This window comes from Streptomyces sp. AHA2, from assembly GCF_036857595.1.
Classification (GTDB): Bacteria; Actinomycetota; Actinomycetes; order Streptomycetales; family Streptomycetaceae; genus Streptomyces.
Genome location: NZ_JAUQWJ010000012.1, coordinates 30,877 through 43,544, shown reverse-complemented (window position 1 = coordinate 43,544; position 12,668 = coordinate 30,877). Strand labels below are relative to the sequence as shown.

Here is a 12,668-nt window from a genome sequence, read left to right as displayed (position 1 = left end):
CAGCCCGTCGGGCCCCCCGCCGCACCGGTCCCGCCCGACCGGTCCGCCCGGCGCATCTGCGCTGCGGACACCGCCGTCTCGCCCACCGGACAGCGCTGGTCGGAGTGGTGTGCCGGCCCCCTACCCGGCGAGCCGGACGTCGGAACCCTTCACCGAGATCTCGACGCCGTCGGGGGCGGCCTGGACCCGGTCGAGCTTGATGCCGCCGGGCAGGCCGTCGATCTTCTGCTGGAAGTCGGTGATGGTACGGACCCGGTTCTCCGCCAGGTTCACCCCGGCGAACTTCGGCAGGCCGTCCGCCTTCACGCGCACGGTGTCGCCGTCGACCACCGTCACCGTGCTGAGCACGGCGACCGGCTCGGGGAGCCTGGTGCCGAGGACGGTGGCCTCGACGGCCACCTTGATCTTGCCGTTGCCGCCGTCGGAGAGGCCGACGACGTTGGCGGTGACGCCCGGGGCGATCTGCGTGGGCTCCACCTTCGCGGTCTTCAGCAGCTCGTCGTAGGCGATGGTCGCGGTGCCGGTGGCCGTGGTGGCGGTGGCGGAGCTGTAGTCGCCGGAGAACTCCACGCCCTTCATGTCGGCCTGGAGGTCGTCGATGCGGATCGTGCGGCCGCCGTCGCCGGTGGCGGCCTGGTAGTCCTCGATGCCGACCTCGACGTCGTCGAGGGAGCCGCCGACGACCTGCGTGAGGAACGGGAAGCCCTTGATGCTGACGTCCGGGGCCGACGACAGGTTCTCCGTCGACTTCAGACGGTCGGCGACCTCGTCCTCGGCGAAGTTGACCGCGACGCGGTCGGCGATCACGAACAGACCGCCCAGGACCACGACGAAGATCAGCAGTATTCGCAGTGCGCGCATGCGGTGTTTCCCCCACCTAGGCGGTTGTGACGGCGTCCCTCGACGACCGGGCGGCCGTCCCTGGCGTGAGCGTAACTCCGCGGGCGACGGCCGCCGCCGATCTGTCGATCATCTGTGACAGGCCCGGCGGGCTGATCGGGGGCTGCCCCCGACGGTGGGCCCCAGGGCTTGTCCGACGATTCCCTCCTGCCTCGCGGGCGACGGTGGGAGTCGTCAGACAGGGCCCTAGCCCAGCGCACGGCCCAGGACGTACACCGCCGGGGCCGCCGCGGCGAGGGGCAGGGCCACGCCCGCGGTGAAGTGCACGAAGCGGGAGGGGTAGTCGTAACTCGCCACGCGGTGGCCGATCAGGGCGCACACCGCCGCCCCCGCGCCCAGGGCCGCGCCCGGCGTGCCCAGGCCCGTCATCGCCCCGGCCGCCGCGCCGCCGCCCGCACCGGCGAGCAGCGCCACCACGACGGAGGCCGGGGTGGGCAGCGGCAGCGCCCGCACCAGGACGGCGACCGTCGCGGCGACCGCTCCCACCGTCACCGCGTCCGCGTCGGCGGCGAGGTAGCCGCCCGCCACGATCGCCAGCGCGGAGGCCGCGACCGTCGCCATCAGCCCGTACATCCGCTCGTCGGGGTCGGCGTGCGAGCGCAGCTGCAGCACCAGCGCGAGCAGCACCCACACACCGAGCGTCCCGAGGATCGCCGCGGGCGACCGGCCGGAGACGAGCAGGGCGGCGTCCGCCGCCAGCGCCCCCGCGAACCCGAGCGCGATGCCCTGCCGCGCCGGCCACATGCCGTTGAGCCGGAACCAGCCCGCCGCGGTGACGGCCTGCAGGACGACGAGCGGCACGAGCAGCGCGTACGTGCCGACCGCCGCGGCACCGGCCAGCAGCAGGCCCAGCAGCGCGGTCAGCGCGGCGGGCTGCACCCCCGGCTCGATGATCGGCGAGCGTCCCTCCGCGCGGGCCCGCTGCGCGTCGGTGAGGCGGGTGTTGCCGCCGACCGTGGCCGGGCCGTACTCGGGGACGGACGCCGCGGTGCCGGCGGGGGCCCCGGCGTCCACCGGGTCGGTGGGCGCGGGGTACGCGGGCTGCGACAGGTACGCCGTCTCCGCCGCGGCCGGCGCGGTCACCGGCTGCTGCGTCTGCGTCTCCCAGGTCTGCCCCTGCCACTGCTGCGTGTACTGCTGCGCGGCCTGCGGGTCGTCGTACCCCTGGTACCCCTGCCCGGGCCACGCCTGCGGCTGGTGAGCCTGTGGCTGCTGCGGGTGCGCTTGCGGCTGCCGCCCGTGGGAGTCGTAGGGGCGGTACCCGTCGTACCCGTCGTACCCGTCGTACCCGCCGTACGGCTGGTTGGTCATCGTCACCCTCCTGCGAACGGCGGGAGCACCTCGACCGTGCCGCCGTCGGCCAGCCGTACCGTCTCGTGCCCGCGGGTGCCCACGGGGTCGCCGTCCACGAGGAACGAGCAGCGCAGCAGGACGCGCTCCAGCTCCCCGGGGTGGCGCTCGCGCACGCCGGCCAGCGCCTCGGCGAGCGTGGCGGCCTCGTACGGCTCCTCGGCCACCCCGGCCGCGGCCTTGGCGGCGGCCCAGTAGCGCACCGTGACCTTTGGCATCTGCTTCCTCAATCGCACAGTCGCAGCGGACTCACATCGACATTCGCACGGGTCCACCCGACGGTGAACCCCGTCAGGCTAGCCCGACCGCCGGACCGCCCACGTCGCGATGCGGTCCAGCAGCTCCTCGCCCGCCGCGTGCTCGGCGTGCCCCATACCGGGCTCCAGCCACAGTTCGCCCTGGTCACCGGCCGCGGCGGCCAGCATGCGCGGGTGGTCGACGGGGAAATAGCCGTCGGCGTCGCCGTGCACGATCAGCAGGGGCGTGGGCGCGATCTCGGGCACCGCCTCCACCGGCGACAGCGGCACGGGGTCCCAGTCGCGGTGGTGGATGCGGGTGCGGAACCCGTAGCGGCTCACCACGCGGCCCTCGGGGCGGGTCACCAGCCAGTGCAGCCGCCGCATCGGGGCGGTCCCCCGGTAGTACCAGCGGGCCGGGGCGCTCACCGACACCACCGCGGCGCTCTCGCCGGGGTGCAGCGCCGCGTGCCGCAGCACCACCGAGCCGCCCATGGAGAACCCGACCGTCACGATGCGGCGGTATCCCAGCTCCTCCGCCCAGCGCACCGCGGCCGCGAGGTCCAGCACCTCCCGGTCCCCGACCGTCGACCGTCCGCCGGAGGCGCCGTGTCCCCGGAAGGAGAAGGTGACCACCGCCCCGTACCGCGCGAAGGCGCGGGCCACCCGCCGCACGTGCGGCCGGTCGACGGCCCCGGTGAAGCCGTGCGCCACGACGAACACGGGGTGGCCGGAGGGCGTCCCGCAGGCGTCGGACGCGGCGGCGCCCGGCTCGTGGAGGGCGTCGATCGTCACCCCGTCGGACGTACGCAGAAACGTCCGCGACGGCTCGCGAACGGGTGTTCCCGCAGCCGTCCCGGGATGCGGACGACCGGTGGAACGCGCCACATGACCTGCCGGACCAGAGCTCATGTGGGCTATTCTGCTCGGCAGAGGACTCGGGCAGCGTTGCCCCCGGGTCCTTTTGTGCTTTCGGAAGCGTTGTATACGACGCGGGAAACCGCGGGTGTACGGGGCCTTCGGGATCGCAGAGCCCGTGCTGTGCCAACCAGCGTCCTCGCAGGGACCGAGGAGGAACCAGACGTATGAGTTCTCTGCTGCTCCTGACCAACGCCCTCCAGCCGTCGACGGAGGTGCTCCCCGCACTCGGCCTGCTCCTGCACAACGTGCGGGTGGCCCCCGCGGAGGGCCCCGCCCTCGTCGACACCCCCGGTGCCGACGTCATCCTCGTCGACGGCCGCCGGGACCTTCCCCAGGTCCGCAGCCTGTGCCAGCTGCTGCGCTCCACCGGGCCGGGCTGCCCGCTGGTCCTCGTCGTCACCGAGGGCGGTCTCGCCGCCGTCACCGCCGACTGGGGCATCGACGACGTCCTGCTCGACACCGCCGGGCCCGCGGAGGTCGAGGCGCGGCTGCGGCTGGCCATGGGACGGCAGCAGATCGTCGGTGACGACTCCCCCATGGAGATCCGCAACGGCGACCTGTCGGTCGACGAGGCGACCTACTCCGCCAAGCTCAAGGGCCGGGTCCTGGACCTGACCTTCAAGGAGTTCGAGCTGCTGAAGTACCTCGCGCAGCACCCGGGCCGGGTCTTCACCCGCGCCCAGCTGCTGCAGGAGGTGTGGGGTTACGACTACTTCGGCGGTACGCGCACGGTCGACGTGCACGTACGGCGGCTGCGCGCCAAGCTCGGCCCCGAGCACGAGTCGCTGATCGGCACCGTGCGGAACGTGGGTTACCGATTCGTTACGCCGGAGAAGGTGGAGCGGGCCGCCGAGGAGGCGAAGGCCAAAGCCGCCGCCGCGAAGCCGGACAAGACGGACGAGTCGGCTGCCCTCGACGCCGCCGAGGCGCGCGCCCGGGCCTGAGGCGCGCATCCCGCCGCCGACCTGGGCCTCACCCCGCGCGAGGGCGTCGCCCGGACGGCGGTCGGGATATCGTACGGACCCTCTTCACGCCCTGCCCGGAGCGGGTATATCCGCGTAGACTCCGCGCGTGGCCAAGGTGACTCGGGATGATGTGGCGCGGCTGGCAGGGACCTCCACTGCCGTGGTCAGCTACGTCATCAACAACGGACCCCGGCCGGTCGCCCCGGCCACGCGCGAGCGTGTCCTCGCCGCGATCAAGGAACTGGGGTACCGGCCCGACCGGGTGGCCCAGGCGATGGCGTCCCGGCGCACCGACCTCATAGGCCTGATCATCCCCGACGCCCGCCAGCCCTTCTTCGGGGAGATGGCGCACGCGGTCGAGCAGGCCGCCTCCGAGCGCGGGAAGATGGTGCTCGTCGGCAACACGGACTACGTGGCCGAGCGCGAGGTCCACTACCTGCGCGCCTTCCTCGGCATGCGGGTGTCCGGGCTGATCCTCGTCAGCCACGCGCTCAACGACCTGGCCGCCGCCGAGATCGACGCCTGGGACGCCCGGGTGGTCCTGCTGCACGAGCGCCCCGAGGCCATCGACGACGTCGCCGTCACCACGGACGACCTCGGCGGCGCCGAGCTGGCCGTCCGGCACCTGCTGGAGCACGGTTACGAGTACGTCGCCTGCATGGGCGGCATAGCCGAGACGCCCGCGGTCGGCGACCCGGTCTCCGACCACGTCGAGGGCTGGCGCCGGGCGATGGACGACGCCGGGATCCCCACCGAGGGGCGCCTCTTCGAGGCCCTCTACAACCGCTACGACGCCTACCAGGCCGCCCTGAAGATCCTGTCCGGCCCCGACCGCCCGCCGGCGATCTTCTGCTCCACCGACGACCAGGCGATCGGCCTGCTGCGCGCGGCGCGCGAGCTGCGCATCGACGTGCCGGGCGAGCTGGCCGTGGCGGGCTTCGACGACATCAAGGAGGCGGCGCTGGCCGACCCGCCCCTGACCACCATCGCCTCGGACCGTCCGGCGATGGCCCGGGCCGCGGTGGACCTCGTCCTCGACGACGGGCTGCGGGTGGCGGGCTCCCGGCGCGAGCGCGTGAAGGTCTTCCCCTCGCGGTTGGTGGTCCGCCAGTCCTGCGGCTGCGCGTAGCCCGCCGGCTCACCGAGCGGGACGCCGGACTCACCGCGCGAGGCGTCTTTATATCGGGCATACGCACTTCTGTCGGGCTTCTCAGCGAGCACTCAGGAAGCTCTCATGGTCGGGCGACACGCTCGATGCCATGACCGAGAGCTTCCACCGCAGTGGCGAGTACCCGAACCCCTACGAGGGTCAGCAGCAGGCCCCGGTGAACCCCGAGTGGCCGCCTCCCCCGGCGTACGCCCCGGCGCATGCCCCGCGCAAGCGCACCCGCGGGCCGGTGGCCCTGCTCGCCGCCGTGGCGATCGTCGCGGCCGCGATAGGCGGCGGCACGGCTTACGGCATCCAGGAGCTGGCCGGCGACGACACCGTCGCCTCCAGCTCCACCAGCACCGACGTGGTGCCCTCCAGCCAGAAGGGCACGGTCGCCGGGGTCGCCAAGGCGGTCAGCCCCAGCATCGTCGAGATCAACGCCGACTCCAACGCCGGTTCCTCCACCGGCTCGGGCGTGATCATCACCAGCGGCGGCGAGATCGTCACCAACAACCACGTCGTCTCCGGCGCCTCGAAGATCCGGGTGACGACCAGCGACGGCGAGTCCTACTCCGCGAAGGTCGTCGGCACCGACAGCAAGAAGGACCTGGCGCTGATCGAGGTGCAGGACGGCTCCGGCTTCAAGGCCGCCACGCTCGGCGACTCGGCCGGGGTGCAGGTCGGCGACCAGGTCGTGGCGATCGGCTCGCCCGAGGGGCTGTCCGGCACCGTGACCAGCGGCATCATCTCGGCCCTCGACCGCGACGTCACGGTCCCGACCGAGGCGGGCCAGCAGCAGCCCCAGCAGGGCGACGGCCAGTGGCCGTTCGAGTTCGGCGGACGCCAGTTCAACGGCGACACCGGCAACGACACGACGACGTACAAGGCGCTCCAGACCGACGCGTCCCTCAACCCGGGCAACTCCGGCGGCGCGCTGATCGACATGAACGGCAACATCATCGGCATCAACTCCGCGATGTACTCGCCGGCCGGCCAGGCCTCCTCGTCCTCCGACGCGGGCAGCGTCGGCCTCGGCTTCGCCATCCCGATCAACACGGTGAAGGCCGACCTCGCGAAGCTGCGGGCCGGCTCGACGGACTGAGTCCTCCGCGAAACGGACGGCGCCCGGCACCGCGCTGTGCCGTGCGACGCTGAGAGCGTCAGAGCAGCCCCGTCCCATCACACCCGAGGACCCCGGACCCATGAGCCCCGCAGACGGCGACCGTGACACCCAGCGCATCCTGATCGTCGACGACGAGCCGGCCGTACGCGAAGCGCTCCAGCGCAGCCTGGCCTTCGAGGGGTACGGGACGGAGGTCGCGGTCGACGGTGCGGACGCCCTGGAGAAGGCCGCGGCCTACCGACCCGACCTGGTCGTCCTCGACATCCAGATGCCGCGCATGGACGGACTGACGGCCGCACGCCGCATCCGCGCCGCCGGCGACACGACACCGATCCTGATGCTCACCGCCCGCGACACGGTCGGCGACCGCGTCACCGGCCTGGACGCGGGTGCCGACGACTACCTGGTCAAGCCGTTCGAACTCGACGAGCTGTTCGCCCGGATCCGCGCGCTGCTGCGCCGCAGCTCCTACGCGGCGGCCGTGGGCGCGGCCGGCCCGGCCGACGAGGACGTGCTGGCCTTCGCCGACCTGCGCATGGACCTCGCCACGCGCGAGGTCACCCGGGGCGGTCGCCAAGTGGAGCTGACTCGCACGGAGTTCACGCTGCTGGAGATGTTCATGGCCCACCCGCGCCAGGTCCTCACCCGCGAGCAGATCCTCAAGGCCGTCTGGGGCTTCGACTTCGAACCGTCGTCGAACTCCCTCGACGTCTACGTGATGTACCTGCGCCGCAAGACCGAGGCGGGCGGGGAGCCGCGCCTGGTCCACACGGTGCGCGGGGTCGGCTACGTGCTCCGCCAGGGCGGCGCCGAGTGAACGGGCTCGTGCGCCGCTTCCGCTCCCTGCCGATCCGCTCGCGCCTGGCGCTGCTGGTGGCGGCGGCGGTGGCGTTCGCGGTGGCGGCGGTGTCGGTGAGCTGCTGGTTCATCGTGCAGGGGAAGCTGTACGACGAGATCGACGAGGACCTGAAGTCGTCGGTCGGGCCGGTGCACCCCGACGAGTTCCGGGACCTCGTGGCCACCTGTCCCCAGACCCCGTCCGACGCGCTCGGCGTGGGATCGCGCCCCAAAAGCTACGGGCAGCTGGTCAGGGTCGACGGCAAGGTGTGCCTCTTCCCCAGCTCCACGGCCCAGGTACAGGTCAGCGGCGTCGACAGGTCCGTGGCCAAAGCCCCCGACCCGAACGTGCGGCACTTCCGCGACGGCACCGACACCGACGGCGCCGAGCTGCGCGTCATGACCACGGCACTCGTCGTCAAGGACGACCCCCTGCAGCCGGGCGTGGCCGCGGACTACTCCCTGGTCGTCGCCCTGCCGCTGAAGGGCACCCGGTCCACGCTCAACGAACTGGCGCTGATCCTGCTGCTCGTGTCGGGCGTCGGAGTGCTCGGCGCCGGAGCGGCCGGGCTGGCCGTCGCCCGGGCAGGGCTGCGGCCCGTCGACAAGCTGACCGAGGCCGTCGAGCACGTGGCCCGCACGGAGGACCTGAACATCCGCATCCCCGTCGAGGACGACGGCGAGGACGAGATCGCCCGCCTGTCCCACTCCTTCAACTCGATGACCTCGGCGCTGGCCAGCTCCCGGGACCTCCAGCAACAGCTGATCGCGGACGCCGGCCACGAACTGCGCACCCCTCTCACCTCGCTGCGCACCAACATCGAACTCCTCACCCGCAGCGAGGAGACGGGCCGCCCCCTCCCCGAGGCCGACCGCAAGGCGCTGCTGGCCTCGGTGAAGGCCCAGATGACGGAACTGGCTTCGCTCATCGGCGACTTGCAGGAGCTGTCCCGCCCGGACACCGGCCAGCACTCCGGGCGGGCCCAGATCGTCGCCTGGCACGACACGGTCGAGTCGGCGCTGCGGCGGGCCCGGCTGCGGGGCCCGGACCTGACGATCACGGCCGACGTCGAGCCCTGGTACGTCCGTGCGGAGCCGTCCGCCCTGGAGCGGGCGGTGGTCAACATCCTGGACAACGCGGTGAAGTTCAGCCCCGAGGGCGGCACGATCGACGTACGGCTGTCCGAGGGCGTCCTCACGGTCCGCGACCACGGCCCGGGCATCCCCGCCGACGAACTCCCCCACGTCTTCGACCGCTTCTGGCGCTCCCCGAGCGCGCGCTCCCTGCCGGGCTCGGGCCTGGGCCTGTCGATCGTGGCCCGCACGGTGCAGCAGGCGGGCGGTGAGGTGACACTGTCCCCGGCGGAGGGTGGGGGCACGGTGGCGACAGTCCGCCTGCCGGGAGCGACGGTGCCTCCGCCGGCGAACCTCCCTACCGACTGACGTGCTCCACGAACAACGCCCAGGGTCTCGCGCCGAAGACGAGAACGGGCCCGTCGGGGAGCTTGCTGTCGCGGACGGGGGTCATGCCGGGGCAGTCTTCTGCGACTTCGAGGCAGTTCGTCCCGCCCCCGTCGCTGTAGGAGGACTTGCGCCAACGGACCGTGCCGAGGTCAGTGGCTCTCTTCATGCTCTGCACTCCTCCAGAAGGCGCCTGATGAACGCCGTCGACTCCGGAGGAGTCAGCGCCGCGTCCCTGACGCGATCGTAGGACAAGCGGAAGCGCAGCACCTTGTCCGCGTCCGTGATCGACTCACCGAAGCCGTTGCCCTCCGTCCAGGCGACCGGATCACCCACGCGCCGCCAGAAAAGCCACAGATGGCTGTCCATGAGGTCGTGCACTCCGGCTGTGAAGGGCAGCACCTGGAGTGCGACGTTGGGCAGGTCGGCCGCGTCCAGAAGGTGGGCCAACTGCTCAGCCCACACCCTCGGGTCGGGAACGGACCGCCGCAGCGCCACCTCGTCCAGGATCACGCGCACGTCCGGTGCCGACGCGCGGTAGAGCAACTCCTGCCGCCCCATCCGCGCAGCGACCTGTTCCTCGACTTCCTCGCTGTTGCCTGCCGTTGTCTGGGCGCCCGACAACCCCGACAACACCACACGGGCGTACTCCTCCGTCTGCAGAAGACCCGGCACCCGCAGCTGGAACATCCACATGACCCGTGCCGTCGCCTCGAGGTCCATGAACGCCTTGTACTTGTCCTTGATGACCTCGCGGCGCGCCTCTCGCCACTCGCGAACCAGCAGGCCACCCGACCCGTAGTAGCTGTCCAGGTCCTCCATCACCGCCCGCTTGGACAGCCGCTCGCCCTTCTCCAGCCGGCTCAGGTAGCTCTTGTCGTACCCCGTGTCCTCGGCCAGTCGGCCGAGCGACTTGCCCGCCTGCTCGCGCAGGAACCTCAGCGTGCGTCCCAGGACCGCCCGGCCCGATCCGTCCGCGCCGTCAACAGCGTCCTCCACGTCACCCCTCCCCGTTGCCTGGGCCGCCAGGCAACACCTGGCACCTTCCGCAGCGTACGGGCCGTCCGTGACGATGTGGGCACGAACGGTGATCACCGCTCGTCACACCTCTGCCCCGCCCGAGAAGGGTTCCTTCCGTGCGCCTGCGTGCCGCCGAACTCTGCGAGTGCGTCCTGCTGTTCCTCGTCCGGCTGCTGCTCCCCGCCCGGGGGCGGCACCGTGCCGCCGGGCCCGTCCGGCGGGAACCGGCCGTGCCGCACTCCCCGCCGCCCCCGCTCCCGCCCGGGGAACCCCTGGTCCTGGACACCCCCCTCGTGCGGCCCTACCTCCGCGCCCTGGAGGTCTCCGCATGAGGCTGCTCCCCTGGACCGGTGCCGACGGACAGGCCTGTTACCTGAGCACCGACGACCCGCACAGCCCGCTCTCCCGCCTCGCCGACGACATCGAGGAAGCCCAGCTCGCCTGCGCGGAGCAGGTACTCGAAGGCGTCAGGGCCGTACTGCGCGACGGCAAGGCCGGTGAACACGCCGTGCGCTTCGCGCTCGTCAGAGCCGTGGAATCGCTCGGCGACGCCCTGCGCGTCGCGGTCAGCCGGGGCCAGCGCCTCCACCACGGCGACGAGTGACGTGTCAGTGGAAGCCGAGCGTCCCGGGGGAGTCGACGCACACGGTGACCACCTCCGGCGGGTACGCGTCCTCCCGTTCCGTGAGCGGGATCGGGCATCCCCACGAGGAGGTTCAGCGTCTCGAGGGCGGCGAACTGCTCGTACGGGCTGGGCCGGCGCCGGGGATGCGCGGCTGCGTGGTGGGGGGTACGCATCGATCCGTCCGACCATGCGCACCTGCCCCACCCGCAGCGCGGACCCCGGGTGTGCGACCTACTTCACGATCGTGATCCGGTCGGCCTTCGGCGGCGCGATCGGGCCGGCCGGCGAGGAGTTGGCCGTCAGGTACTGCTCCAGCGCGGTCAGGTCGTCGGCGCCGACGACGTCGTTCGTGCCCTGGCCCAGCGTCGGGAAGCCGTCGCCGCCGCCCGCGAGGAAGCTGTTCGTCGCGACGCGGTAGGTGGCTCCCGGGTCGATGGCCGCGCCGTTCAGCTCGATGCTGTCGGTGACCACCCGGTCGGCACCGGACTTGGTGAGGTCCAGCGTGTACGTCAGACCGGACGAGACCTGGAGGATCTTCGGCGCGGCCGCGTTCGGGCCGGACACCTGCTCCTTGAGCGCCTGGATCAGCTGCGCGCCCGTGAAGTCCTGCAGGTTCACGGTGTTGGCGAACGGCTGGACCGTGAAGCCCTCGGCGTAGGTGACGACGCCGTCGCCCTCACCGGCCTTGGCCGCGTAGGTCAGCGGGGCCCGGATGCCGCCCGGGTTCATCAGCGCCAGGTCGGTCTCCGGGTCGAGCTGCTTGCCGTGGGCGAGCTGCGCGTCCGCGATGAGGTCGCCGAGCGGGGACTCGGTGCCCGTGTTGCCGATGTCGCCGGAGATGTAGCCGATCGGCCGGTTGCCGATGGGCGCGGCCAGCGTGTTCCACTTGCTGATCAGCTCGGTCATGTCGGGCGCCTTGGGGACGTCCCGGGTGACCACGCGGTTGGCGGACTTGACGGCCGTACGGGCGATGTCGCCCGTCCTGCGGTCGTAGGTCAGCGTCGTGTCGGTGTAGAGACGCCCGAAGGACGCGGCCGAGGTGACCATGCGGGGCTTGCCCGCCGGGTCGGCGATGCTGCACACGTACGCGCTGTGCGTGTGGCCGGTGACCAGCGCGTCCACCTGCGGTGTGACGTTCTTGGCGATGTCGACGATCGGCCCGGAGATGCCGTCGCCCGCACCCGGGGAGTCACAGTCGTAGTTGTACGACGTCGACGCCGGGAAGCCGCCCTCGTGGATGAGCGCGACGATCGACTTCACGCCCTTGCGCTGGAGCTCCTCGGCGTACTTGTTGATGGTCTCGACCTCGTCCTTGAAGGACAGGCCCTTGACGCCCTCGGCGGAGACGATGTCCGGGGTGCCCTCCAGGGTCACGCCGATGAAGCCGACCTTGACGCCGTTCTTCTTCCACACCCAGTAGGGCTTGAGGATCGGCTTCTTCGTCTTCTCGTCGAGGACGTTGGCCGCGAGGTAGGGGAAGTCGGCGCCCTCGAACTCCTCGTCCGTGTAGCAGCCGTCCTTCGGGTGGCAGCCGCCGTTCTGCAGGCGGCCCAGCTCCTTGGCGCCCTCGTCGAACTCGTGGTTGCCGACGGAGGTGACGTCGAGGTCGAGCTTGTTCAGCGCCTCGACGGTCGGCTCGTCGTGGAACAGGCCGGACAGCAGCGGGGACGCGCCGACCATGTCGCCGCCGGCCGCGGTGATGGAGTACTTCTCACCCTTGCGGGCCTGGCGCAGGTGCGTGGCGAGGTACTCGACACCGCCCGCGTCGACGGTCTTGGTGGTGCCGTCGGGCTGGTTCTCGGTGACGCGGCCGGAAGAGCCGGCCGGGGGCTCCAGGTTGCCGTGCAGGTCGTTGAAGGACAGCAGCTGCACGTCCTGGTAGCGGCCGTGCCCGTGGCCCCCCTTGCCGTGGTCCTCACCGGCGCTCGCGGAGCCGGGCAGCGCCGCGGCGGCCAGCGCGCCGACGGTGACGACACCGGCGGTGAGCGCGAGGAAACGGTTGGTACGGCGTTTCCGGCGCTCCGGATGCGCCGGTGAAGTGGCTGGCATTCGCCCCCCTGTGGGTCTGCGGTGACAGTGA

14 protein-coding genes are annotated in these 12,668 nt (G+C 72.1%); 7 read left to right on the top strand and 7 right to left on the bottom strand.

The window, feature by feature from the left end:
• Window positions 1–120: 120 nt before the first annotated feature.
• The 4 genes from Q5694_RS23415 to Q5694_RS23400 all read right to left on the bottom strand — a co-directional run bounded on the left by Q5694_RS23415 (window position 121) and on the right by Q5694_RS23400 (window position 3,398).
• Window positions 121–861 carry an LmeA family phospholipid-binding protein gene (locus Q5694_RS23415; protein WP_333935208.1) on the bottom strand — a complete coding sequence of 247 codons (741 nt, stop codon included), beginning with the start codon at window positions 859–861 and terminating at the stop codon, window positions 121–123.
• A gap of 225 nt (window positions 862–1,086) precedes the next feature.
• On the bottom strand, window positions 1,087–2,211 hold the full coding sequence (locus tag Q5694_RS23410) for a hypothetical protein (protein WP_333935206.1): 1,125 nt from the start codon (window positions 2,209–2,211) through the stop codon (window positions 1,087–1,089).
• Window positions 2,212–2,213: 2 nt separating this feature from the next.
• Window positions 2,214–2,468, bottom strand: coding sequence for a MoaD/ThiS family protein (locus Q5694_RS23405; protein ID WP_107456736.1), 255 nt, complete (start codon window positions 2,466–2,468; stop codon window positions 2,214–2,216).
• A 78-nt stretch (window positions 2,469–2,546) separates the two neighbouring features.
• On the bottom strand, window positions 2,547–3,398 hold the full coding sequence (locus Q5694_RS23400; RefSeq protein ID WP_333935204.1) for an alpha/beta hydrolase: 852 nt from the start codon (window positions 3,396–3,398) through the stop codon (window positions 2,547–2,549).
• Between the two features lie 173 nt (window positions 3,399–3,571).
• Between Q5694_RS23400 and Q5694_RS23395 the strand changes: the two genes are divergently transcribed.
• The 5 genes from Q5694_RS23395 (at window position 3,572) to Q5694_RS23375 (ending at window position 8,925) form a co-directional block, all read left to right on the top strand.
• Window positions 3,572–4,351 (top strand): response regulator transcription factor, encoded by a 780-nt coding sequence (locus Q5694_RS23395; protein ID WP_333935203.1) that lies wholly within the window; start codon window positions 3,572–3,574, stop codon window positions 4,349–4,351.
• A 127-nt stretch (window positions 4,352–4,478) separates the two neighbouring features.
• On the top strand, window positions 4,479–5,501 hold the full coding sequence (locus Q5694_RS23390) for a LacI family DNA-binding transcriptional regulator (protein WP_333935202.1): 1,023 nt from the start codon (window positions 4,479–4,481) through the stop codon (window positions 5,499–5,501).
• A 130-nt stretch (window positions 5,502–5,631) separates the two neighbouring features.
• Window positions 5,632–6,624 carry a S1C family serine protease gene (locus tag Q5694_RS23385; protein WP_333935201.1) on the top strand — a complete coding sequence of 331 codons (993 nt, stop codon included), beginning with the start codon at window positions 5,632–5,634 and terminating at the stop codon, window positions 6,622–6,624.
• Window positions 6,625–6,724: 100 nt separating this feature from the next.
• On the top strand, window positions 6,725–7,462 hold the full coding sequence (locus tag Q5694_RS23380; protein WP_333935200.1) for a response regulator transcription factor: 738 nt from the start codon (window positions 6,725–6,727) through the stop codon (window positions 7,460–7,462).
• The gene (locus Q5694_RS23375; RefSeq protein ID WP_333935199.1) at window positions 7,459–8,925 is read left to right on the top strand and encodes a sensor histidine kinase; all 1,467 of its coding nucleotides are present in this window, start codon (window positions 7,459–7,461) and stop codon (window positions 8,923–8,925) included. The genes Q5694_RS23380 and Q5694_RS23375 overlap by 4 nt, the downstream gene beginning before the upstream one ends.
• On the opposite strand, the gene Q5694_RS23370 is transcribed toward Q5694_RS23375, so the two are convergent.
• Together Q5694_RS23370 and Q5694_RS23365 are read right to left on the bottom strand one after the other, a co-directional pair.
• Window positions 8,915–9,112, bottom strand: coding sequence for a DUF397 domain-containing protein (locus Q5694_RS23370; RefSeq protein WP_333935198.1), 198 nt, complete (start codon window positions 9,110–9,112; stop codon window positions 8,915–8,917). The two genes, Q5694_RS23375 and Q5694_RS23370, sit on opposite strands and share 11 nt — an antisense overlap.
• Window positions 9,109–9,942 carry a helix-turn-helix domain-containing protein gene (locus tag Q5694_RS23365; protein ID WP_333935197.1) on the bottom strand — a complete coding sequence of 278 codons (834 nt, stop codon included), beginning with the start codon at window positions 9,940–9,942 and terminating at the stop codon, window positions 9,109–9,111. Before Q5694_RS23365 ends, Q5694_RS23370 begins: the two co-directional genes overlap by 4 nt.
• Before the next feature lie 137 nt (window positions 9,943–10,079).
• On the opposite strand from Q5694_RS23365, the gene Q5694_RS23360 reads away from it, so the two are divergent.
• Both Q5694_RS23360 and Q5694_RS23355 read left to right on the top strand, forming a co-directional pair.
• Window positions 10,080–10,295, top strand: a complete 216-nt coding sequence (locus Q5694_RS23360; RefSeq protein WP_333935196.1) for a hypothetical protein — start codon at window positions 10,080–10,082, stop codon at window positions 10,293–10,295.
• Window positions 10,292–10,567, top strand: coding sequence for a hypothetical protein (locus tag Q5694_RS23355; protein ID WP_333935195.1), 276 nt, complete (start codon window positions 10,292–10,294; stop codon window positions 10,565–10,567). The genes Q5694_RS23360 and Q5694_RS23355 overlap by 4 nt, the downstream gene beginning before the upstream one ends.
• A gap of 252 nt (window positions 10,568–10,819) precedes the next feature.
• On the opposite strand, the gene Q5694_RS23350 is transcribed toward Q5694_RS23355, so the two are convergent.
• On the bottom strand, window positions 10,820–12,637 hold the full coding sequence (locus Q5694_RS23350) for a bifunctional metallophosphatase/5'-nucleotidase (RefSeq protein ID WP_333935194.1): 1,818 nt from the start codon (window positions 12,635–12,637) through the stop codon (window positions 10,820–10,822).
• Window positions 12,638–12,668: the final 31 nt, after the last annotated feature.

Excerpts from the sequence above, each read along its gene's own strand:
- Q5694_RS23380 (WP_333935200.1), top strand. The coding sequence starts at position 6,725 with ATGAGCCCCGCAGACGGCGACCGTGACACCCAGCGCATCCTGATCGTC.
- Q5694_RS23405 (WP_107456736.1), bottom strand. The coding sequence starts at position 2,468 with ATGCCAAAGGTCACGGTGCGCTACTGGGCCGCCGCCAAGGCCGCGGCC.
- Q5694_RS23410 (WP_333935206.1), bottom strand. The coding sequence starts at position 2,211 with ATGACCAACCAGCCGTACGGCGGGTACGACGGGTACGACGGGTACGAC.
- Q5694_RS23350 (WP_333935194.1), bottom strand. The coding sequence starts at position 12,637 with ATGCCAGCCACTTCACCGGCGCATCCGGAGCGCCGGAAACGCCGTACC.
- Q5694_RS23370 (WP_333935198.1), bottom strand. The coding sequence starts at position 9,112 with ATGAAGAGAGCCACTGACCTCGGCACGGTCCGTTGGCGCAAGTCCTCC.
- Q5694_RS23400 (WP_333935204.1), bottom strand. The coding sequence starts at position 3,398 with ATGAGCTCTGGTCCGGCAGGTCATGTGGCGCGTTCCACCGGTCGTCCG.
- Q5694_RS23385 (WP_333935201.1), top strand. The coding sequence starts at position 5,632 with ATGACCGAGAGCTTCCACCGCAGTGGCGAGTACCCGAACCCCTACGAG.
- Q5694_RS23395 (WP_333935203.1), top strand. The coding sequence starts at position 3,572 with ATGAGTTCTCTGCTGCTCCTGACCAACGCCCTCCAGCCGTCGACGGAG.
- Q5694_RS23355 (WP_333935195.1), top strand. The coding sequence starts at position 10,292 with ATGAGGCTGCTCCCCTGGACCGGTGCCGACGGACAGGCCTGTTACCTG.
- Q5694_RS23415 (WP_333935208.1), bottom strand. The coding sequence starts at position 861 with ATGCGCGCACTGCGAATACTGCTGATCTTCGTCGTGGTCCTGGGCGGT.